We start from the raw sequence: 21,636 nt of genomic DNA, 5'->3' as shown, positions 1-21,636 counted from the left end.
CACGTATGACACACACGGCAACCTGCGGGTCCGAACCCTTGCCAATGGCGTTATCGAAACCAACGTCTGGTATCCCGCCTCAGGGGGCGATGGCTGTCCAGCCGATCCCGAAGGCTTTGTGCGCAACCTGAAAGAGCAAACCGTCGCTCCGGCCCCGTCCCCCAACGGCCAGGCCCCAATGCTATGCACCCGTTATCGCTACAAGGGCTTGCCGGAACTGGGGGACAGCCTGCCGGAGGAGTGCCCGCCGCAAGACTTGCTTCTGAAACAATGGCTCACGGTTGAAAACCAGACCCTGGTGCAGCTTGGCGCCACCGAAATCGAACTGGAACGCACGCTGTTCGAGCATGTCGACGACCGCACCGATGCGTTCCTGCATGGCCGCGTCTCGCGCCAGACAGTGACCTTGAATGGCAAGTCGACCGTCACCGACTATGCGTATAGCACGCTCGACAGCCCGGTGTTCAAGGAAAGCGTGCTGCAGACGGTTGAAACCCTGACCGGTTTCGACCACGAACAAGGTGGAAGAAACGTACAAAAAATCGTCACGTTGTGGCATTCGATGCTCAATGGCGAACCACTGCTCAACCGCGATGACAACAACGTAGAAATCCATTACGAATATGACGCGCTACGGCGAGTGACCCGTGAAACTGTGGCGCCCGGTACTGCTTTTATGGCACACCGCAGCTATGAGTACTTTCTTTGTGCCAATGCCGGGGACCAGGCCGAACAATGGATGTCTGACGTCAAGCAGGTCAAAACGTGTACGAAGTTCGACGGGCTCAACCGGGCGATCTACGAAGAGCGGGATGACGCCGATAACCCCAGCCGCGCCAGCACGCCTCGCCAGATCTATGCTGCGGGCTACGACGTGTTTGGTAATTTGATCAAGGAAGCCGAGCACGATTGGCTGGGTGAAGATGTACGGATTCTGACAACAGAATACGAATACGACGACTGGGGCGCGCAATATTGTGTCACCGGCCCGGACGATGTGAAGACGTTCGAGCAGACTGACCCGATCGGTACGTCCGAGTCGCAAGGGCCGATTCAGCGCAGTTGGCGCGAAGGCTTATTACCTACCCCGAAAATCAGTGGTGTCACCGAAACCTGGCTCAATTTGTTCGAAAAGCCGACCCGTATCGAACGGTTCGATTTGGTCGAGCAGCCTGTCAGTTTGCAACGGAATTTTTATGACGGGCTTGGGCGGGCCGTGAAAGAGATAGTCGGATTCTCAGTGCTGGAGCGCGAGACGCTTTATAGCTACGACGCTTTCGACCGGCTCACCGAAAACACGCTGCCGGACACCGCCGTGGTTCGGCGCAGCTACGCCGAGCACAGCCGCGAAGACCTGCCTATTTCGATCAGCGTCAATGGTATTGAGCTTGGGACCCAACTGTTCGACGGTCTTGATCGCATGATCAGCTCGACTACGGGCGGTCGCGAGCAGGTGTTCACCTACGAGCCCGGGCAAACACAACCTCATACGGTGACCACCCCCAGCGGCAAAGTCATCGAGTACGAATATCAGCCGGAGCTGGGCACCGAACCGCTACGGCGGAGCCTGACGGGGAATATCTCGGCCGATTACGAGTACGACCGGAAGAACGCACGCCTGACCAGTTGCCAGGAACAAGGCTTGCAGCTCACCCGCGAGTACTACAGTACCGGCGAGCCGAAAAGCGAGCGGCGAATCGTGGAAGGCAATGAATACACCATGCATTACCGTTACAGCCGGCTCGGTCGCTTGTGTGTCTACACGGATGTCTTGGAGCAGGAGCAGAGTTATGAATATGACGCTCAAGGACGCCTGGAGCAAACGCAACTGGGCACGACTGTCTCGACGTTTACCTACGATTCGCTGGGCCAGACGGCAAGTATCCACACCCGCGATAGCTTCAGTGGGCAAAGCGTAGGCATTACGTTGCAGTATGATGAGTTTGGTCGCGAAACCTTGCGTACCTTCGACCTCGACGGGGTCGAACAGCAACTGAGTCAGGTCTACAACGATGTCGATGGTCTGAAACAGCGGACTTTGCGTCAGGGGGCCGTCGTGCTGCGTGACGAATCCTATGTCTATGACTTGCGCGGGCGTCTGACAGACTACACGTGTACTGGCACCCAGCCGCCCATTGATCCGTATAACAAGTCCATTACCCGTCAGGTGTTTTCGTTTGACGAACTGGACAATATCAAACTGGCGCTGACCTACTTTACCGGTGGCATCAACAGGGCGATTTATACTTACGACACCACTTCCGATCCGACGCAACTGCTTCGCGTCGCTAATAATCATGCGGATTACCCTGACATCGAGTTGGCATACAACCTAGACGGTCATCTTATCCGCGACGAAGAAAACCGGACGCTCGAATACGACCCCCTCGGCCGGTTGATTTCCGTCAGTGGTCTGTCGGGCGAGCCCCCCGCTGGCTATAGCTACGACCCGTTGGACACGTTGACCGGCCTGGACGATGGGAGCGGGAAAGAGCAGCGCTTTTACCAGGACGGTGAATTGACGAGCCAGGTCAAAGGCGCCAACAGCAGCAGTTTCCTACGCGCAGATGGCGTCGTGCTCGCCGAGCACCAGGCGGGTGCTGACCCAAAGTCGTTATTGTTGGCCGGTGATGACAAGAACAGCGTGCTGTGGGAAATCAATCGCAATGCAACGCAGGAGGTTGTTTATGCACCGTATGGCCATCGCGCGGATGAAGCGTCGGTCAGCAGCCACCTGGGTTACAACGGTGAGCGGCGGGAAACCCAAACGGGTTGGTACCTGCTGGGGAAGGGCTATCGGGCGTTCAATCCGGTGTTGATGAGGTTTCATAGCCCGGACGACTTGAGCCCGTTTGGTGAAGGGGGCTTGAACGCGTACATGTATTGCGAGGGGGATCCGATTAATTATGTGGATCCGACGGGACATACTCCTTGGGGATGGCTTCTTCGAAGTTTTCGGACAACTACTGCATCCCCTATTGCTAATACACTTCCAAGTAGCTTTGTCACGAATCCACATAAGAATAGGGCGGCCTCGTTAAAAACTATCGAGCTTAAGCATGTTGGTGATCTAATGAAGACAGCGGAAAAGTATCACGGAGATACCAAGGTCCTTAAAGAAACTATAAATCAGCTCGCTAGTCAGGGAGCGCCTACTAAGAAGATAAACTCTATAATCGATGAACACAATCGTCTTGTTGATAAGGCGAAATCAGCCGTTGATGATTTTGACTTTGCCTATCTCAATATAGGGGGAAAGGGCATTACCCGATACCGCGCTAAAGAAATCAAGAAACAAGCAAAAATATATGACATGAGGGTGACAGCTGAAAAAAGAAAGAAGCATGAAGAACATAAACTACAAGCAGCCAACGACAAACAGCAAATGAGAGTCCAGCGAATTCGTGGTGTAACTAAAAATTATCTGGGTAATGACAATAGTTGACTAGTCTATTGTTCGGGATAGCAACGAAATTAAACGTTGCTATCCCAGCTTTTCGCTCTCCAGTTTGGGTTTCATTGAGCATATGCTAAATGACTGATCCCGCTGACCTTGCCCACTCAGGGAGTTCAAGCATCACGCCGCTGCAAAGACACCACCGGAATGCTCAGATCAAGCCCCGCTCACGCGCAATCTTCCCCGCGAGGTGCCGCGAACTGACGCCGAATTTTCGGCGGATATTATTGAAGTGATAATTGACGTTGGCTTCGCTGCAATCGACGATCATGGAGATCTCCCAGGACGATTTGCCGGCCTCGCTCCACTGCAGGAATTCCTTTTCCCGTTTGGTGAGTCGAATCGCTTGGGGCTGGTTGCTCTCCGTGGAGTGGTGATGGTCCTGGTATGGCGACGAACGTCCAGAAATCGCGGTGCTGTGGTACATGACTGAAACTCCCATTCATCATCAATGATGGCGTGGGGGCGGCGGAATCTTCCTACTTCTTGATGGCATGGTTCACACGACCCGTCTTCAAGCCCTGAGGCAGGGCTGGAGGCACGGGGTCGTTATATCTCGATTCAAGCCACCTGAAACCTGTCAGACATTACAGGTGGTGAATATCAATCAAGGGTTATCGGAACGGCTTTGAGGCAAAAGCCTTTGATAATCACGGTTTTTTTCTATGCGCATGAGGCCGCGAGCAAAAGCGCAAGAACGGATGACGGGAAGGGCGCGGCGCTGCGAGTTCTGTGCACGACCCGGAAAAACTGTGGGAGCGAGCTTGCTCGCGAAGGCGGCGGCACAGTCAACATCACTACAAGCTGACCCACCGCTATCGCGAGCAAGCCCCTCTTTGATGAGTGCTTCGCACTCAAGCGGGAGCAAGCTCCCTCGCCACGGATTCAATCAATCCTTAAATGAGCAAGACCGAAACGCCTCATTTAAATTTGCATTCCGCCAACCCCGGGTATATACACGCACCATGCTTCCTTCCCAATGTTTGTGTATCAACCTGCGTCGTGCCGCCCGTGGCGTCAGCAGGTATTACGACGGCGCCCTCGACGGCTTCGGGATCAACGTCGCCCAGTATTCTTTGCTGAGCAACCTGGCGCGCCTGGACCAGCCGAGTATTTCTTCCCTGGCCGAGGCCATGGGCCTGGACCGCAGCACCCTGGGGCGTAACCTGCGGGTGCTGGAAGGCGAGGGGCTGGTGGCGCTGGCCGAGGGTGACGACCTGCGCAACCGCATCGTCGTGCTCACTGAAACGGGGCAGGCCCGGCTGGCGGCGGCGTTGCCGGCCTGGGAAGCGGCGCAGCAGAAACTGATCGATAAGCTGGGCGCGGAAAAGCGCGCGACTTTGCTAGCCTTGCTGGATGAACTGGCGTGAAGCCGGTTCGTTCGATGATAAGTGGGTATATACCCGCGACTGGAGAACAAGAATGACATCGATGTGGCGTACCTGTGGTTGGGTCCTGGTGGGCAGCGCGCTGATCCTGGCGTTGTCCCTGGGCGTGCGGCATGGCTTCGGCCTGTTCCTGGCGCCCATGAGTAGCGAGTTCGGCTGGGGCCGCGAGGTGTTCGCCTTTGCCATTGCCTTGCAGAACCTGATCTGGGGCCTGGCGCAGCCGTTCACCGGTGCGCTGGCCGACCGCTTCGGTGCGGCGAAAGTGGTGCTGATCGGTGGCGTGCTGTACGCGCTGGGCCTGGTGTTCATGGGCATGGCCGACTCGCCATGGTCCTTGTCGTTGAGCGCGGGCCTTTTGATTGGCATCGGCCTGTCGGGCACGTCGTTCTCGGTGATTCTGGGGGTGGTCGGACGGGCCGTGCCGCCGGAAAAACGCAGCATGGGCATGGGTATCGCCAGCGCCGCCGGATCCTTCGGCCAGTTCGCCATGCTGCCCGGTACGCTGGGGCTGATCGGCTGGCTCGGTTGGTCGGCGGCGTTGTTGGTGCTGGGGTTGCTGGTGGCGTTGATCGTGCCGCTGGTGAGCATGCTCAAGGACGCGCCGTTGCCGGTCGCCGGCCATGAGCAAACCCTGGGCGAAGCCTTGCGCGAGGCGTGCAGTCACTCCGGGTTCTGGCTACTGGCGGTGGGCTTTTTTGTCTGCGGGTTCCAAGTGGTGTTCATTGGTGTGCATTTGCCGGCGTACCTGGTGGACCAGCACCTGCCCGCCAGCGTCGGCACCACCGTGCTGGCCCTGGTCGGATTGTTCAATATCTTCGGCACCTATACCGCCGGCTGGCTGGGCGGGCGCATGTCCAAGCCGCGCCTGCTGACCGGGTTGTACCTGGTGCGGGCGGTGGTGATCGGTTTGTTCCTGTGGCTACCGGTGACGACCACGACGGCGTACCTGTTTGGCATGGCGATGGGCTTGCTGTGGCTGTCGACCGTGCCGTTGACCAACGGCACCGTGGCGACCCTGTTTGGTGTACGAAATCTCTCGATGTTGGGTGGGATCGTGTTCCTGTTCCACCAGTTGGGTTCTTTCCTCGGTGGTTGGTTGGGCGGGGTGGTGTACGACCGCACCGGCAGCTACGACTTGATCTGGCAGGTGTCGATCCTGCTCAGCCTATTGGCGGCGGCGTTGAACTGGCCAGTACGTGAACGTCCGGTGGCGCGCCTGCAAGTCCAGGCCGGCGCAGCATGAGTCGCGTCGGCCCGTGGTTGATCGCTGCCGGTGCCAGCCTGCTGCTGGCGTTCGCCTGGTGGGGCTGGCATCAGGGCGGGCTGGCCTTGATGCAGCTGGGCATGGGCAACTGCTGAATAATGGACGGCATCGGACGCTGCGAGTAACGTCGTGGTCTGACGTGCTTTTAAGGAAAATTGACATGTTGATGCGCTGGTTTGCTGTTCCCGCCCTGTTGCTGGCTGTGACCGGGCAAGTCTGGGCCGCCGATTGCCCACCGTTGCTGGAGGGTTCGTTGCCCAAGCTGCGGGCCAAGGAAACCATTGATTTGTGCCAGCGCTTCGCCGGCAAGCCGCTGGTGGTGGTCAACACCGCCAGCTTCTGTGGGTTCGCCCCGCAATTCAAAGGCCTTGAGGCGCTCAATCAGCGCTACAAGGACCAAGGGCTGCAAGTGCTGGGTGTGCCGTCCAATGACTTCAAGCAGGAGTCCAAGGATGGTGCTGAAACCGCCAAGGTCTGCTACGTCAATTACGGTGTGACCTTCACCATGACCGAACCACAACCGGTGCGCGGCGCGGATGCGATACCGCTGTTCAAGCACCTGGCTGAACAATCCGGCGCGCCGAAATGGAATTTCTACAAGTACGTGGTGGACCGCCAGGGCAAGGTCGTTGGCAGTTTTTCCAGCCGGATCAAGCCTGACGATCCCGATTTCATCAAGGCGGTAGAGACGGCCATTGCCTCAAAACCCTGATCGCCGCCCACGAAAAAGCCCCGCCTCTTTGCAGAGTGCGGGGCTTTTTTTCGCTTCAGGTGGCGAGTGGTTCAGGTTCGCCGTGAAACATCAGAAGCGGTAGGTTGCGCCGACACCGAAACCGTTGGCGCTGTTTTCATATTTGGCGTTGTAGGACTGGCCGAGGACGTTGCTGCCGCTGACGTTGACTTTTTCTTCCTTGAGGTAGGAATAAGCCACGTCGATGGTCAGGTCGTCGGTTGGGCTCCAGCCGGCACCGAGGCTGAAGATGGTCCGGTCGCCAGTAGGGATGCGTGGCGAGCGGTCGGCGTTGTTGGTTGGCGCCTGGTCGAAAGACAGGCCGGTACGTAGTACCCACTGTTTGTTCAACTGGTAGGAAGTCCCGATGGCGTAGGCCCAGGTGTCGTGCCAATTTTGCTCTTCGGTGATGGTGCCGAGAGCTGGGTTCACAAAACCGCCGCCAGTGCTGGTGCCTTCGTTTTCCACGGTGATTTCTTTCAGGCGGCTCCAGCGAGTCCAAGTGCTGCCGGCGTAGACGGTCCAGGCATCATTGATTTGCTGGGTGACCGAAAAGTCCACCGATTCAGGCGTGGTGATGTCCAGCGAAGCGTCGTAGCGTGCGCCACTCAGTACGGCAGGAGGAGTGCCTGCACCTGGGTTCACTTCGGTGTGGCCCTCAAGTTTGTACTTGACCTTGGAGTGATAGGTCAGGCCAACACGAGTGGTGTCCGTTGCCTGGACCAGCACGCCAATGTTGTAGCCGTAGCCAATGTCATCACCCTTGATCTCCACGCCGGCCTCAGGCAGGCCTGGCACGCCGAGCTGCGATTCCAGGGAGCCGGAAATACGGTTGATGGTCGGGCCGAAACCGATCGATACCTTGTCGTTGAAGGCATAGCTGACGGTTGGCTGGAACGTGACGACTTTCACTTCGCTCTTGCTGCCGAAACTCCGGCCCTGGAAGCCATTTTCATAGTCGGTGATCAAGCCGAACGGTGCGTAGACACCCAGGCCGAACGCCCACTGATCATCGATAGGCTTGACGTAATAGCCCATCGGAACGCCGGTCAGCGGGACCATGTCGCCCTTGTTGGTACCGGACTGGGTGCCGCTGGCATCGTCGATATCGGTGGAGGCATCAATGGCGGCGAAGCCACCGGTGACTTGCTGGCGCTTGAGGCGCGACATGCCGGCAGGGTTGCCAAACACGGTACTGGCGTCATCGGCAGCGGAAGAACGACCTGCGAAACCAGTGCCCATGCCACTGATGCTTTGTTCGTTCAAGGCAAAGCCACTGGCGAAAAGTTGGGTGGATGCCAAGGTCACGGCAAGGCCAAGGGTGGTTTTGAGCATGATTTTTTTCATTGTTAGAACTCCTGATGATCACCGGGGCGAAAATTACCAACATTTTCGTGCAAGCGCTATAGCCCTTATTGCTTGATTTAGAGGGGTTTTGTAGGACAATCCGACCAGATTCGCGACCGTTGCAGGAAGTTTCCAAATTTCCCATCAGCAAGCGACCTGATTCAGTGGTGAAACACAGCTTCGCCAGGCGCAGGTGAAATCTCGCAGGCGCCCTTGGGGGTGAAAGGTTTGTCGCCAGATGCGGGCCATGCCAAGCAGGTCATCGGCTTCGGGAAGCGGAGTGTTCTGTTCCTCCACCAGCAGCCAGGCAATGGCGGTGGCATAGCGCAGGTTGACGGTCAATTCCAGGTGCGGGCCGCTGAGAAAGGCGTGCTGGCTGGCCAGGCCGCGTACCAGGCTGGCACGTTCCGGGTCCAGCGCCAGGTAATGGTCCCAGAGTGCCTGGTGTCGGGGCTCGGTAATGCGATACAGGCCATGCCCGCGGCGATCATGCAGGGCTGAACCCAGGGCGGACTGGCTGGCGGCAATACCCAGCAACAAGGATTCCGCAGTTGCGCTGTGACGCTCAAGGTAGAGGAGCGTCGGGCGGATCACATATCGACACAGTTCGCTGGCAGCGATACCCATAAAACCCTCGAAGTGTGAAATGGGCGGAGCCTGAAGAGTGTGGGCTTGGCAGCGGTGGATCGGTCCAGGCCCCGCCGGAAGCGGATCATGCCGCTTGACTTGAAGTGTAGTGTCATATTTGCGTTGTAAAGGACTGTTTTTAAAACATCTTCAACGAACGGTTATAACTGTTATATCCCTTGGTACTTACGCCGTTTCGCTTAATCGAGGAATTCCAGGCAATAAAAAACCCCGCTTTTTGGGCGGGGCCTTTGGGGTTTCAGCCTTTCTGGCGTCTCAGGCAACCAGTGCCTGGCGGGTACGCTCGATCACGGCCTGCAGCGGTTCGGCGCTGGAGTACTGATCGGGGTACAGGCGTTCGCTGTGACGGGCGATGCCGTGTTCGTTGACCAGGGTGAAGCTGAAGCAGCCTTTGCGAGCGGCCATGATCAGGCAGTTCATCGGGGCAAAAGCGTTGGTTAGGGTGCGGATAGCATCCTGTGCGTGGATTTGAGTAGACATGTTATGGGTGTTCCTACAAATGACACGGTTAAGAACCGTGCAACGTTAAAACGTTCCAGTAACGTCGACCACCATTGGTCGAACGAAGAACCCGACTGGAACAAAGCAGCCAGTTTGAGCGCTATATAAAGTGCGCGCTTGGGCTGGCAGGTAGGTACTTAGGAGGGCAGGCAACACATCGAGGGCAAAGGTTCTGGGCCCGGGGTGAAGATCCTGATCAATTTTGCAGGTTGGTTCGGTCAGAGTAATGAGCCTGGCAACACCCTTTGCATTCGATCAAAGGCTGTGTTGACGCAAGGTTTACCTGGAAACCATCGAGGGGGCCGGTCTCCTTTTTTCGGTGAGGCGTCCTTTGAAGGATGGCTGACCGTGGAGATGTGTTCGACCCGGAATTGACTTTCAGCTTGGTACTAACGCTGCGGATACTAACGGATCGAGCTTGTGAAGGGAAGGGCGTTGGTTGAAAAATATTCAAGTAGGGCCTAACCCTGATGCCGACTAGTTAAGAGAACAGCCTAGTAATATTCTCGTGGCGAGGGAGCTTGCTCCCGCTGGGCTGCGTAGCAGCCCCAAAACAGGGCCGCTTCGCGCCCCAGCGGGAGCAAGCTCCCTCGCCACGGGTTATCCCCAGGTTTTACCGCCAGATGCGCCAAAAAAGCACAGCGTTATAACCCATTCGGCTGTTACTTGTGCACACTCGCTGCACCACGTGTCACTGTACTGTCATGTCGAAACAATCCGGGGTGGGTGCCTGCATCCAAAATTTAAGTCAATGAAAAACATCGCTTTTTTTTACTGGTGAAAAAATCGTCAGTTTGAGCGCAGGCCCCGTTCCACAGGGCTTTGCGCGAGTTCAGGGTGGGTTGTCCACTGAGTTATCCACAGCTTCTGTGGATTGTCCCAAGCGCTTGCTCTAGCACGGGCGTGCTGGTTTTTTTCGGCTTTACCCCTACGAAAAAAGGAGTAGAGTGGCGCGCCTTCCGATCTATCCCACAGTGTTTATGAAGTTTCGCTCCGTATCAAATCCTGTTACCTCCACACCCCATGGTGTTACCCCACCCAAGCGTATTTCGATGCGGGTGGCCGAGTGGCTGCTCGACAGCCCGCGACTGGGAGATAGCCCCAGCGTCAAGCACCTGGCCGGCCGTTTACTCAAGCAACCGGCCCGTGAAGGCGTGGTGGCCGCACAAAGTCGCCTCGGACAATTGATGTGCCGTGAATGCGGCAACGCCCGGGATCGCCGCATCGGCCAGGACCTGCTGCGCCAGGCTGCGCGGGCCGGCGATGATCGAGCCCGCCGGGCCCTCGGTGAAATCGAAGGCTGAAAACGAAGACCGCGCTGGGCAACCCCCGGCCGCTTGGTTAACCTTCGGGCTTTATTTGATCGGCAGGAATTGTCATGGCTATGGATTTGACCAGCCTGTTGTTTGGCCTGGCGGGCGCTGCGGTGCCGTTGCTGGCACTGGCCTGGCACCTGCAACGCCAGGCCGGCGCTGCGCAGACCGAACAGGCCCTGCTGGAAGAACGCCTGGCCACTGCGCACGTGGCCCACGACGGCCTCAATGCCCAGCTCGATGCCTGCCGCGATGAGATCAGCGACCTGAGCCAGGCCAACGCCGCCAAGCAAGCCGAGCTTGCCGCGGCCTGTCGTGAAGTCGAGTTGTTGCAGATCGAACGCGACAACGCCCGGGATGCGGCCCACGCCTGGAACCTGGAGCGCGCCAACAAGGAAGCGGAACTGCGGCGGCTCGATGCCCAGGCGGCGTCGTTGCATGCCGAACTGCGTGAGCAGCAGGAAAGCCAACAGCAACGCCTGGATGATCTGCAAGGTTCGCGCGACGAGTTGCGGGCACAGTTCGCCGAGCTTGCCGGAAAAATCTTCGATGAGCGTGAGCAGCGTTTCGCCGAGACCAGCCACCAGCGCCTGGGTCAGTTGCTCGATCCGCTGAAGGAGCGCATCCAGTCCTTTGAAAAACGCGTCGAAGAAAGTTATCAGGCCGAGGCCCGGGAACGTTTTTCCCTGGGCAAGGAGCTGGAGCGCTTGCAACAGCTGAACCTGCGCTTGAGCGACGAGGCCACCAACCTCACTCGGGCACTCAAGGGCCAGAAGACCCAGGGCAACTGGGGCGAGCTGATTCTGGAGCGAGTGCTCGAACATGCCGGCCTGGAGAAGGGCCGCGAGTATCAGACCCAGGTCAGCCTCAAGGGCCCGGACGGTGAGCGTTTCCAGCCGGACGTGTTGATTTACCTGCCTGGCGACAAGCAGGTGGTGGTCGACTCCAAGGTCAGCCTCACGGCCTATCAGCAATATGTGGCCGCCGAAGATGACGCCATTGGCCAACTCGCCCTCAAGCAACATGTGGTGTCGTTGCGCGCCCACGTCAAAGGCTTGGCCGGCAAGGACTACAAACGCCTGGACGGTTTGCACAGCCTGGATTTCGTGTTGTTGTTCGTGCCGATCGAAGCGGCGTTTTCCGCCGCCCTGCAAGCCGAGCCGAACCTGTTCCAGGAAGCTTTCGACCGCAACATCGTGATCGTCAGCCCGACCACATTACTGGCGACCCTACGGGTGATCGACAGCTTGTGGAAGCAGGAGCGCCAGAGCCAGAACGCCCGGGAAATCGCCGAGCGGGCCGGGTGGCTGTATGACAAGTTCGTCTTGTTCATCCAGGACCTGGACGAGATTGGCAGTCGCTTGCAGCAGCTGGACAAAGCCTACAGTGCGGCGCGCAACAAGCTGACGGAAGGGCGCGGCAACCTGATCAGCCGCAGCGAACAGCTCAAACTGCTCGGGGCTCGGGCCAGCAAGAGCTTGCCCAGCGAATTGCTCGAACGGGCGATGACCGATGCGGATGGGCTGCCTGAGTTGCCGGAAGAAGCCAGCGAGAAAACCCAGGGCTGAAACACAAACCCAAGGCTGAAGCAGAAACTTGTGGCGAGGTCATCTTGTGGGAGCAAAGCTTGCCCACAATGGAATCTTGTGGGAGCAAAGCTTGCTCGCGATGGCATCCTTGAGACCGCCATCGCGGGCAAGCCTTGCTCCCACAAGATTTTCCATCGCCACAGTGGAACAGCGTGTCCCTCTGCCCATTACAACGGCAAATGCCGACTCAACAACGCCCGCAACGCCGCCGGCTTCACCGGCTTGGCCAGGTAATCCAGGCCTGCGGCATGCACCTGGGCGACCATCTCAGGTCGGCCGTCGGCGCTGATTACCACACCGGGAATCGGTTCCCCCATGCGCGTGCGCAACCAGGCCATCAGTTCGGTGCCGGTCTCGCCGTCGTCCAGATGAAAATCCACCAGCGCCAGTTGCGGTCGACCGCCCTGGGCCAGCCAACGCTCGCATTCTTCCCGGTTGCGCGCCGTCCACACCTGGCAACCCCAGCGTGTCAGCAGGCTGTTCATGCCGATCAGGATGCTGTCTTCGTTGTCGACACACAGCACCTGGGCACCGATTGGCAAATGACCGTTGAGTTCAGCCGCGGGGCTCGGTGCGACGACCTGTGTATGGGCCAAGGGGACGCTGACGCTGAACACGCTGCCACGCCCCGGCCAGGAGCGCACGCGCAAGGTATGGCCCAGCACGCGGCAGAGCCCGTCGGCGATGGCCAGACCCAGGCCCAGGCCTTTTTCGGCGCGGGTCTGGTGGCTGTCCAGGCGTTTGAACTCTTCGAAAATGACCTGCAGCTTATCCTCGGCGATGCCCGGCCCGCGATCCCAGACCTCCAGGCACAACTCGCCGTTACGCCGACGTACCCCCAACAGCACCGGGCCCTTGGCGTAGCGGAAGGCGTTGGTGAGGAAGTTCTGCAAAACCCGCCGCAACAACTTGATGTCGCTGTCGACCCGCAGCCGCGAGCCCCGCATTCGGAATTTCAGGCCTTGTTCCTGGGCCTGCGCCGTGAACTCGGCGCCCAAGGTGTCGAACAACTCGTTGAGGACGAACGGCTTGCGGTCGGGGTTGATCTTGCCGTTTTCCAGGCGGGAGATGTCCAGCAGGTCGGTGATCAGGTCTTCAGCGGAACGCAGCGAACTGTCCAGATGCTGCACCAGTTGCCGGGCCTCGCTCGGCAAACCCTCGTGCTGGTGGGACAGCGCGGCAGAGAACAGCCGCGCGGCGTTGAGCGGTTGCATCAGGTCGTGGCTGACCGCCGCCAGGAACCGGGTCTTGGATTGATAGGCCGCTTCGGCGGTGCTCTTGGCTTCGGTCAGGGCCAGGTTCAGTTGTGACAATTCCCGGGTGCGATCGGCCACCCGTTGCTCCAGCCCCTCGTTGGCTTCGGTCAGCGCTTGTGCGGCCTCGCGGAACGCGGTGATGTCGGTGAAACTCATGACGAAACCGCCACCGGGCATCGGGTTGCCGATCAGCTCGATCACCCGGCCGTTGGGGAACAATCGTTCAGAGGTATGAGCGCGGCCCTGGCGCATCCAGTGCAGGCGTCGGGCGACGTGAACTTCGGCTTCGCCTGGGCCGCAGAGACCACGCTCGGCGTTGTAGCGGATGATATCGGCAATGGGCCGGCCGACACTGATCAAACCGTCCGGATACTTGAACAGTTCCAGGTAGCGACGATTCCAGGCCACCAGCCTGAGGGACTGGTCGACCACGCTGACGCCCTGGCTGATGTTCTCGATGGCGCCTTGCAGCAGGGCACGGTTGAACTGCAGCACTTCCGAGGCTTCGTCCGCGATCCGGACGACGTCTTCGAGCTGCATCTCCCGACCTTCAATGGCGGCTTTTACCACAGCCCTTGTCGAAGAGGCCCCGAGTACACCGGCCAGCAGGCGTTCGGTGTGGGCGATCCATTCGCTGTCGGCGTTCTGGGTCGGGTTGAAGCCTTTGCCCTGGCGGTAGGCAAAGCGAATGAAACTCTGCCGCGCCCGCTCCTCGCCGACGAAGCGCGCGGCCAGTTGCAACAGGTCTTCGATGTGCACCGCCAGCATTGAGCGGGGGTTGGGGCGGGCGCTGATTTCCTGGCCGATGAAGCGTCCGGCCTGCCAGTGTTCCGAGACGCGTGTGCGCGAGAGCACGGACACCCAGGCAAACAGCGTGAAGTTACCGGCCAGGGACAGGACCACCCCTTGGGTCAGAGGGGTAATCGGCAGGTTCAATGGATTGCCGTGCAACCAGGCCAAGCCCGGGAAGCTGCTGAGCGACCAGCCAAGGCTGTGAGCGGCGATCGGTAACACCAGGGTGTAGAACCACAGGAAAATCCCCATGGCGAGGCCGGCGAACACACCGCGGCGGTTGGCCTGTTTCCAGTACAGCGCGCCGAGCATGGCCGGGGCCAGTTGGGTCACGGCGGCGAAGGCGATCTGGCCGATGGTTGCCAGGCTCGCCGTCGAGCCCAGCAGGCGGTAGCTGACATAGGCCAGCAACAGGATCACCACGATGCTCACCCGACGCACCGACAGCATCCACTGGCGAAACACTTCGAAAGGCCGCTCGGCGTTGTTGCGGCGCAGCAGCCACGGTAACAGCATGTCGTTGGAGACCATGGTGGACAGCGCCACGCTGGCCACGATCACCATGCCGGTAGCCGCCGAGGCGCCGCCAATGAACGCCAGCAACGCCAGGGCCGGATGGGCCTGGGCCAGCGGCAGGCTGATGACGAACGAATCCGGCAGTACCGAGCTGGGCAGCATCATTTGCCCGGCGAGGGCGATGGGCACCACGAACAGCGCGGCCAGGGCCAGGTAGGCGGGGAACACCCACTTGGCCAGGCGCAGGTCCTGAGGCTCGATGTTCTCCACCACGGTCACGTGGAACTGCCGCGGCAAGCAGATGATCGCCATCATCGCCACCCCGGTCTGAACCACCATGGACGGCCAGTTGATGGTTTCTTTCCAGTATTGCTCCAGCCGTGGGGCGAGCATGGCCTGGTTGAACAGGTCGTCGAAGCCGTCGTACAGGCCGTACGTCACGAATGCACCGACCGCCAGGAAGGCGAACAGCTTGACCAGGGATTCGAAGGCAATCGCCAGCACCATGCCACGGTGGTGTTCGGTGGCGTCCAGGTTGCGGGTACCGAATACGATGGTGAACAGCGCCAGGATCAGCGAGACGATCAGCGCGGTGTCCTGGGCGCGGGTGCCCATGGCATCGGCGCCGGCACCGATCAACAGGTTCACCCCGAGCACGATGCCCTTGAGCTGCAAGGCGATGTACGGCAGCACGCCGACCAGGCAGATCAGCGCGACCACCACTGCCAGGGATTGGGACTTGCCATAGCGGGCGGCGATGAAGTCGGCGATGGAGGTGATGTTCTCCTGTTTGCTGATCATCACCATTTTCTGCAGGACCCACGGCGCCAGCACCAGCAGCAGGATCGGCCCGAGGTAGATCGGCAGGAATGCCCAGAGCTGTTCGGCGGCCTGGCCGACGGCGCCAAAGAACGTCCAGCTGGTGCAATACACCGCCAGCGACAGGCTGTAGACCCAGGCCCGCACCCGTGGCGGCAACGGTGTGCTGCGCCGGTCGCCGTAGAAGGCGATGGCGAACATGATGGCCATATAGGCCAAGGCGACAACGGCGATCAGCCCGCTGGACAGCGACATGGAAACTCCCGGACAGAGACACCGGGACTTGAGCCCGGCAGGACAGTCTCGCATGCCCGCTCGGGTTCGTCAGTGTCGACCAAGGTCGAGGCGTGGTGGGGTGTCGCAGGCGGGGGGATTCTTGGGTTATGCAGGGGTTTTGCTGGCCTCATCGCGAGCAAGCTCGCTCCCTCACTGTGTCTTGGGCGAGCATAAATTTTGTATTCGCAGCAGATCAAGTGTGGGAGCGAGCTTGCTCGCGATGGCGGCCTACTGAGCCAACGCAATATCCACCAACCGATACAACTCCCCAACCTCAAGTGGCGCGGTAGCAAAGAGGATGCGAAACACCGTCGGCGCCACGATCACATTGATCAGCCGTTCGACGCCTGGATTGGGCTCATCGGGGTAGCGCTCCAGAATGATCTGCAACTGACGGCTGATGATCCCCACGCAATACCCCGGCGTGGCGCAGGCCTGGATGTCGCGCATCATGTTGCGACCGGGCTCGGAACTCATTTCGTCCAGGTACTGTTCGGCCCAGGCGAGCAGGTCGCCGCGCAGGCTGCCGGTGTTGGCGGGTTCGCTGTCGGGGCGCAAACGAGCGATGGCGACGTCGGCCAGCAACGCCGGCAGATCACCCCAGCGTCGGTAGATGGTGGACGGCGTCACCCCGGCGCGCGCAGCGATTTGCGGCACGGTCAGGGTCGCGCGGTCCTGCTCTTGCAGCAGGTCGCGGACCGCCGAATGAATCGACTCTTGGACCCGGGCGCTTCTACCGCCTGGGCGTAAACCTTCTTTAATTGCCATGCGTCAGACCTTAACACAAAGAATTTGCTTTAAGCGCACACCGGTAGCACACTCCACAAAAGCAAAAAATTAGCTTTTGCGAATACTCCTGTGGAGCGTGCCCATGTCCCGTCCAGCTTCGACCCGCGCCAGCCTGATATTCCTGGCGCTCACCTTGCTCGGTTTTCTCGCCGCGTCCAGCGCGCCGACGCCGTTGTACCACCTCTACCAGGAACAATTGCAATTTTCCCCGGCCGTCCTGACGCTGATTTTCGGTGTGTACGCGTTCAGTCTGTTGGCGGCCTTGCTGACCGTGGGATCGCTGTCGGATTACCTGGGCCGCAAACCGGTGATCTTCGCGGCATTGTTGCTCAATATGCTGGCGATGCTGCTGTTCATCAGCGCCGACAGCGTTGCCTGGTTGATCAGTGCCCGGTTGATCCAGGGATTTGCCACCGGCATGGCCACCAGCGTGCTGGGGGCTGCCTTGCTGGATTTCGACCGTCGCCAAGGCCCATTGATCACCAGTGTCGCGCCGCTGTTGGGCATGGCGTGCGGGGCGCTGGGCTGTGGCCTGCTGGCTGAGTTCGCGCCGTTGCCCTTGCAACTGACGTACTGGCTGCTGTTGGGCTTGTTCCTGGCCCAGGCCGTTTACCTCTGGCGCCTGGCGGAAAGCGTCAGCCCGCAACCCGGTGCCTGGCAGTCCCTGCGGCCAACCCTGCATGTGCCGCCCCAGGCGCGGCAAGCCTTGTGGCGGGTCTTGCCGCTGGACCTGGCGGCCTGGGCCGTGGGCGGTTTCTACCTGTCACTGGCACCGTCCCTGGTGCGGGCGGCAACCGGATCGACCTCCAACCTGATCGGTGGCGCGCTGGTGGCGGTGTTGACCCTCAGCGGCGCGTTATCCATCTACCTGTTGCGCAACCAAGGTGCAGACAAAATGTTGCGCCTGTCCGCGAGCTTGCTGGTGATTGGCCTGGCATTGGTGCTGGTGGCGGTGCATGGCGCTAGCTTGCCATTGTTCTTCATTGGCACGCTGGTCACTGGTGGCGGCTTTGGCGCAGGATTCCTGGGGGCGCTGCGCAGCATCATGCCGCTGGCCTTGCCCCACGAACGGGCCGGTTTGATGTCGGCGTTCTATGTCCTCAGTTACCTGGCCTTCAGCCTGCCGTCGCTGCTGGCGGGGAACCTGACGCGAGTGTTCGGATTGATCCCGACCACCGATGGCTATGGCGCGGTGTTGATTGTGCTGTGTGTCGCTGCGCTGTTGGGGTTACGTCAATCCATGAGACCGGTCAGCGATGGCGCGCGGCCTTGAAACCAAGGGTGCAGGCGCCGCTGGCAGTGGGTTAGTCTTGGCGCCTCGGTCTTTTTTTCGGACGATCTCTTGAAAATCATTCGCAGCAAATCCTTCACCGGGGACCGCGCCTGGGCGGCGCTGGATATCGCCAACATGAATGGCATCACCACGCGCCTGCACTGGACCGACCAGCCGTACAAATGGCACGTCAATGACGGCGAGGAAGTCTTCGTGGTGCTCGATGGGCAAGTGCGGATGTGCTATCGGGAAGAGGGTGTCGAAAAGGAGACCTTGCTGGAGGCCGGGGACATTTTTTACGCCTCGGTGGGCACCGAACATGTGGCCAGGCCCTTGGGCGAAGCGAGAATCCTGGTGATCGAGACCGAAGGCAGCGTCTGATAGCTATCTGTTAAATCGATAACATATAGAGAAATTACCCGTTATATAGATATTTGATCCGGCTCTAGCATGGCGTCACCTCATCCGAGGACAGGAGTTCGCCATGACATGCTGCGCTGCAAAAAACCGCTTGCGCCCATTGAGCCATTTGCCCAGGCCGCTGGAGGCCATTCGCCAATTCACGCCTAACTGGTTTGCCGTGGTCATGGGCACCGGAGTGCTGGCGCTGGCCTTGGCGCAATGGCCTGGGAATGTGCCGGGCCTGCGCCTCTTGGGTGAGGGTTTGTGGTTGTTCAACACGCTGTTGTTCGTGGTGTTCGCCCTCCTGTACACGGCCCGTTGGGTGCTGTTCTTCGACGAAGCGCGACGGATTTTCGGCCATTCAACGGTCTCGATGTTTTTCGGCACCATTCCCATGGGGCTGGCGACCATCATCAACGGCTTTTTGGTATTTGGGCTGCCGCGCTGGGGGAGCGGGGTGGTGGCGGTGACAGAGGCGTTATGGTGGATCGACGTGGTCATGTCGCTGGCCTGTGGTGTGCTGATCCCGTTCTTGATGTTCACCCGCCAGGAACACCGCATCGACCAGATGACCGCCGTGTGGCTCTTGCCGGTGGTGGCTGCCGAAGTCGCGGCGGCCAGTGGCGGGCTGTTGGCGCCGCATCTGGCCGACGCTCATGGGCAACTGGTCATGCTGGTGACCAGCTACGTGCTCTGGGCCTTTTCCCTGCCGGTGGCGTTCAGCATCCTGACGATTTTGCTGTTGCGCATGGCGCTGCACAAACTGCCTCACGAAAACATGGCCGCCTCGAGCTGGCTGGCCCTCGGCCCGATCGGCACTGGCGCCCTGGGCATGTTGCTGCTGGGCAACGATGCCCCGCTGATTTTTGCCGCCAATGGCCTGCCCGGCGTGGGCGAAATCGCCGCCGGGTTGGGCCTGGTGGCCGGTATCACGCTGTGGGGGTTGGGGTTGTGGTGGATGTTGATGGCGCTGCTGATCACCGCGCGCTACCTGCGCGCAGGCATTCCCTTCAACCTCGGCTGGTGGGGCTTTACCTTTCCCCTGGGCGTATACGCGCTGACCACGCTGAAGCTTGCGGACCTGCTGGGCCTGGGTTTTTTCAGCGTGTTCGGGGCTGTGCTGGTGGCGATGCTGGTGGTGATGTGGCTGATCGTCGGGCGGCGTACGGTGCAGGGCGCCTGGCACGGTGAGTTGTTTGTGTCGCCCTGTATTGCAGGGCTGGCGAAATAATCGCTAAAGACAGGTAATGTGTGGCCTGGATCGAAAAACGTTCACTCCAATAAGCGTCCACGCCACTCAGGAACATGGAAGATGAGTCACCCTTCGCAGTTCACCTTGCTTCGCACGCGGCGTTTCCTGCCGTTCTTCATCACGCAGTCCTTGGGCGCGTTCAACGACAATATTTTCAAGCAGTCGCTGATCCTCGCCATCCTCTACAAATTGACCATCGAGGGGGACCGCTCGATCTGGGTCAACCTCTGCGCGCTGCTGTTTATCCTGCCGTTCTTTCTGTTCTCCGCTCTGGCAGGGCAGTTCGGGGAAAAATTCGCCAAGGACGCGTTGATTCGTCTGATCAAGCTCGGCGAAATCGCCATCATGGCAGTCGGCGCAGTAGGGTTTCTGTTCGATCACTTATCGTTGATGCTGGTGGCGCTGTTCGCCATGGGCACGCATTCGGCGCTGTTCGGCCCGGTGAAGTATTCGATCCTGCCCCAGGCCTTGCGTGAGGAGGAGTTGGTCGGCGGCAACGGCCTGGTGGAGATGGGCACCTTCCTGGCGATCCTGGCCGGCACCATCGGCGCCGGGATCATGATGTCCTCGGCGCAATACGCACCCGTGGTGTCCACCGCGATCATCGGCGTTGCCGTGCTCGGTTACCTGGCCAGCCGCAGCATTCCGCGCGCGGCGGCGGCCTCGCCGCAAATGCGCTTGAACTGGAACATCTTCAGCCAATCCTGGGCCACCCTGAAACTGGGGTTGGGGCAAACCCCGGCGGTGTCTCGTTCGATTGTCGGCAACTCCTGGTTCTGGTTCGTCGGTGCGATCTACCTGACGCAGATCCCCGCCTATGCCAAGGAGTGGATGCACGGTGACGAAACCGTGGTGACCTTGATCCTGACGGTGTTCTCGGTGGGGATCGCCTTGGGTTCGATGCTCTGCGAAAAGCTTTCCGGGCGCAAAGTCGAGATCGGCCTGGTGCCGTTCGGCTCGTTCGGGCTGACGGTGTTCGGTCTGCTGTTGTGGTGGCATTCCGGTGGAATCCCCGACAGCGTCGAGGGCCATGGTTGGCTTGAAGTGCTCGGTTTCGGTCACGCCTGGCTGGTGTTGATCGACATCCTGGGCCTGGGTGTCTTTGGCGGTTTCTACATCGTGCCGCTGTACGCGCTGATCCAGTCGCGCACGGTGGAGAACGAGCGGGCGCGGGTGATTGCTGCCAACAATATTCTCAACGCGTTGTTCATGGTGGTCTCGGCCATCGTCTCCATCGTGCTGCTGAGCCTGGCCAAGCTGTCGATCCCGCAGTTGTTCCTGGTGGTGTCGTTGCTCAACATCGGCGTCAACGCCTACATCTTCAAGATCGTTCCCGAGTTCAGCATGCGTTTCATGATCTGGCTGCTGAGCCATTCCATGTACCGCGTGGAGCACCGCAACCTGGAGGCGATCCCGGATGAAGGCGCTGCGCTGTTGGTCTGCAACCACGTCTCCTTCGTCGATGCCTTGCTGATTGGCGGCGCGGTGCGTCGGCCGATTCGCTTCGTGATGTACTACAAGATCTACAACCTGCCGGTGTTGAATTTCATCTTCCGTACCGCCGGGACGATCCCGATTGCCGGGCGCCAGGAAGACATTCACATCTACGAAAAAGCCTTCAAGCGAATCGCCCAATACCTGAAGGACGGCGAGCTGGTCTGCATCTTCCCTGAAGGAAAACTGACTGGCGACGGTGAGATCAATGAGTTCAAGAGCGGACTGACACGCATCCTCCAGGAAACCCCGGTACCGGTGATTCCCCTGGCGTTGCAGGGTTTGTGGGGCAGCTTCTTCAGTCGCGACCCGGCCAAAGGGCTGTTTCGTCGGTTCTGGTCGCGGGTGACGCTGGTGGCGGGTTCGGCGGTCGCGGTGGAAGTGGCTGAGCCGGCGAAGTTGCAGGCGTTGGTGGGGGAGTTGCGTGGGACTGTCCGCTAGAACGAAAAGCTGTGGGAGAAGGCCTGTGGGAGCAAAGCTTGCTCGCGATGGCGGCCCTGAGATCGCTATCGCGGGCAAGCCTTGCTCCC

The 21,636-nt window shown here is 59.7% G+C and carries 16 protein-coding genes; 10 read left to right on the top strand and 6 right to left on the bottom strand.

Annotated elements, in window-relative coordinates; genetic code table 11:
• Positions 1–118: 118 nt before the first annotated feature.
• Positions 119–3,445 (top strand): RHS repeat-associated core domain-containing protein, encoded by a 3,327-nt coding sequence (locus AB4Z20_RS25520; RefSeq protein WP_442090878.1) that lies wholly within the window; start codon positions 119–121, stop codon positions 3,443–3,445.
• A 163-nt stretch (positions 3,446–3,608) separates the two neighbouring features.
• On the opposite strand, the gene AB4Z20_RS25515 is transcribed toward AB4Z20_RS25520, so the two are convergent.
• Complete coding sequence (locus AB4Z20_RS25515) at positions 3,609–3,884, bottom strand: LuxR family transcriptional regulator (protein WP_309475802.1); 276 nt, start codon at positions 3,882–3,884, stop codon at positions 3,609–3,611.
• Positions 3,885–4,422: 538 nt separating this feature from the next.
• Here AB4Z20_RS25515 and AB4Z20_RS25510 point away from each other — a divergent pair.
• From AB4Z20_RS25510 to AB4Z20_RS25500, 3 genes are all read left to right on the top strand, one after another.
• On the top strand, positions 4,423–4,827 hold the full coding sequence (locus AB4Z20_RS25510; protein ID WP_003204618.1) for a MarR family winged helix-turn-helix transcriptional regulator: 405 nt from the start codon (positions 4,423–4,425) through the stop codon (positions 4,825–4,827).
• Between the two features lie 52 nt (positions 4,828–4,879).
• Entirely contained in the window at positions 4,880–6,088 is a 1,209-nt protein-coding gene (locus AB4Z20_RS25505) for an MFS transporter (protein WP_214509591.1), read from the top strand.
• A 181-nt stretch (positions 6,089–6,269) separates the two neighbouring features.
• A complete protein-coding gene (locus AB4Z20_RS25500) occupies positions 6,270–6,821 on the top strand; it encodes a glutathione peroxidase (protein WP_442090875.1) in 552 nt (183 codons plus the stop codon).
• Positions 6,822–6,911: 90 nt separating this feature from the next.
• Here AB4Z20_RS25500 and AB4Z20_RS25495 read toward each other — a convergent pair whose 3' ends face one another.
• The 3 genes from AB4Z20_RS25495 to AB4Z20_RS25485 form a co-directional block, all read right to left on the bottom strand.
• The gene (locus AB4Z20_RS25495; RefSeq protein WP_442090873.1) at positions 6,912–8,186 is read right to left on the bottom strand and encodes an OmpP1/FadL family transporter; all 1,275 of its coding nucleotides are present in this window, start codon (positions 8,184–8,186) and stop codon (positions 6,912–6,914) included.
• Positions 8,187–8,330: 144 nt separating this feature from the next.
• Positions 8,331–8,813 (bottom strand): hypothetical protein, encoded by a 483-nt coding sequence (locus tag AB4Z20_RS25490; protein ID WP_212799418.1) that lies wholly within the window; start codon positions 8,811–8,813, stop codon positions 8,331–8,333.
• A gap of 276 nt (positions 8,814–9,089) precedes the next feature.
• A complete protein-coding gene (locus AB4Z20_RS25485; protein ID WP_003204606.1) occupies positions 9,090–9,314 on the bottom strand; it encodes a hypothetical protein in 225 nt (74 codons plus the stop codon).
• Between the two features lie 1,001 nt (positions 9,315–10,315).
• Between AB4Z20_RS25485 and AB4Z20_RS25480 the strand changes: the two genes are divergently transcribed.
• Positions 10,316–10,639, top strand: a complete 324-nt coding sequence (locus tag AB4Z20_RS25480) for a sel1 repeat family protein (RefSeq protein WP_080766509.1) — start codon at positions 10,316–10,318, stop codon at positions 10,637–10,639.
• 188 nt (positions 10,640–10,827) lie between these two features.
• Positions 10,828–12,216: a DNA recombination protein RmuC gene (locus AB4Z20_RS25475; protein WP_442090880.1), complete on the top strand. Its 1,389-nt coding sequence runs from the start codon at positions 10,828–10,830 to the stop codon at positions 12,214–12,216.
• Between the two features lie 188 nt (positions 12,217–12,404).
• Here AB4Z20_RS25475 and AB4Z20_RS25470 read toward each other — a convergent pair whose 3' ends face one another.
• A complete protein-coding gene (locus tag AB4Z20_RS25470; protein WP_258689108.1) occupies positions 12,405–15,875 on the bottom strand; it encodes a hybrid sensor histidine kinase/response regulator in 3,471 nt (1,156 codons plus the stop codon).
• Positions 15,876–16,124: 249 nt separating this feature from the next.
• Positions 16,125–16,664: a TetR/AcrR family transcriptional regulator gene (locus AB4Z20_RS25465; protein WP_253477148.1), complete on the bottom strand. Its 540-nt coding sequence runs from the start codon at positions 16,662–16,664 to the stop codon at positions 16,125–16,127.
• A 103-nt stretch (positions 16,665–16,767) separates the two neighbouring features.
• Between AB4Z20_RS25465 and AB4Z20_RS25460 the strand changes: the two genes are divergently transcribed.
• The 4 genes from AB4Z20_RS25460 to AB4Z20_RS25445 all read left to right on the top strand — a co-directional run bounded on the left by AB4Z20_RS25460 (position 16,768) and on the right by AB4Z20_RS25445 (position 21,547).
• A complete protein-coding gene (locus AB4Z20_RS25460; protein ID WP_442090870.1) occupies positions 16,768–17,958 on the top strand; it encodes an MFS transporter in 1,191 nt (396 codons plus the stop codon).
• A gap of 69 nt (positions 17,959–18,027) precedes the next feature.
• Positions 18,028–18,339: a cupin domain-containing protein gene (locus tag AB4Z20_RS25455; protein ID WP_018604299.1), complete on the top strand. Its 312-nt coding sequence runs from the start codon at positions 18,028–18,030 to the stop codon at positions 18,337–18,339.
• A gap of 103 nt (positions 18,340–18,442) precedes the next feature.
• On the top strand, positions 18,443–19,591 hold the full coding sequence (locus AB4Z20_RS25450; RefSeq protein WP_442090867.1) for a TDT family transporter: 1,149 nt from the start codon (positions 18,443–18,445) through the stop codon (positions 19,589–19,591).
• A gap of 81 nt (positions 19,592–19,672) precedes the next feature.
• Positions 19,673–21,547, top strand: a complete 1,875-nt coding sequence (locus tag AB4Z20_RS25445) for an MFS transporter (protein ID WP_057448579.1) — start codon at positions 19,673–19,675, stop codon at positions 21,545–21,547.
• The last annotated feature ends 89 nt before the right edge of the window (positions 21,548–21,636 follow it).

The sequence above is a fragment of the Pseudomonas sp. KB_12 genome (assembly GCF_052114545.1).
GTDB classification, from domain to species: Bacteria; Pseudomonadota; Gammaproteobacteria; order Pseudomonadales; family Pseudomonadaceae; genus Aquipseudomonas; species Aquipseudomonas brassicacearum.
Note: the sequence above shows the minus strand (reverse complement) of the source record. Positions and strands in the feature narration are given on the sequence as shown.

Bases quoted from the DNA above. Each gene is read 5' to 3' on its own strand.
- AB4Z20_RS25480 (WP_080766509.1), top strand. From the start codon at position 10,316: ATGAAGTTTCGCTCCGTATCAAATCCTGTTACCTCCACACCCCATGGT.
- AB4Z20_RS25490 (WP_212799418.1), bottom strand. From the start codon at position 8,813: ATGGGTATCGCTGCCAGCGAACTGTGTCGATATGTGATCCGCCCGACG.
- AB4Z20_RS25470 (WP_258689108.1), bottom strand. From the start codon at position 15,875: ATGTCGCTGTCCAGCGGGCTGATCGCCGTTGTCGCCTTGGCCTATATG.
- AB4Z20_RS25495 (WP_442090873.1), bottom strand. From the start codon at position 8,186: ATGAAAAAAATCATGCTCAAAACCACCCTTGGCCTTGCCGTGACCTTG.
- AB4Z20_RS25505 (WP_214509591.1), top strand. From the start codon at position 4,880: ATGACATCGATGTGGCGTACCTGTGGTTGGGTCCTGGTGGGCAGCGCG.
- AB4Z20_RS25445 (WP_057448579.1), top strand. From the start codon at position 19,673: ATGAGTCACCCTTCGCAGTTCACCTTGCTTCGCACGCGGCGTTTCCTG.
- AB4Z20_RS25465 (WP_253477148.1), bottom strand. From the start codon at position 16,664: ATGGCAATTAAAGAAGGTTTACGCCCAGGCGGTAGAAGCGCCCGGGTC.
- AB4Z20_RS25500 (WP_442090875.1), top strand. From the start codon at position 6,270: ATGTTGATGCGCTGGTTTGCTGTTCCCGCCCTGTTGCTGGCTGTGACC.
- AB4Z20_RS25485 (WP_003204606.1), bottom strand. From the start codon at position 9,314: ATGTCTACTCAAATCCACGCACAGGATGCTATCCGCACCCTAACCAAC.
- AB4Z20_RS25510 (WP_003204618.1), top strand. From the start codon at position 4,423: ATGCTTCCTTCCCAATGTTTGTGTATCAACCTGCGTCGTGCCGCCCGT.
- AB4Z20_RS25460 (WP_442090870.1), top strand. From the start codon at position 16,768: ATGTCCCGTCCAGCTTCGACCCGCGCCAGCCTGATATTCCTGGCGCTC.
- AB4Z20_RS25450 (WP_442090867.1), top strand. From the start codon at position 18,443: ATGACATGCTGCGCTGCAAAAAACCGCTTGCGCCCATTGAGCCATTTG.
- AB4Z20_RS25515 (WP_309475802.1), bottom strand. From the start codon at position 3,884: ATGTACCACAGCACCGCGATTTCTGGACGTTCGTCGCCATACCAGGAC.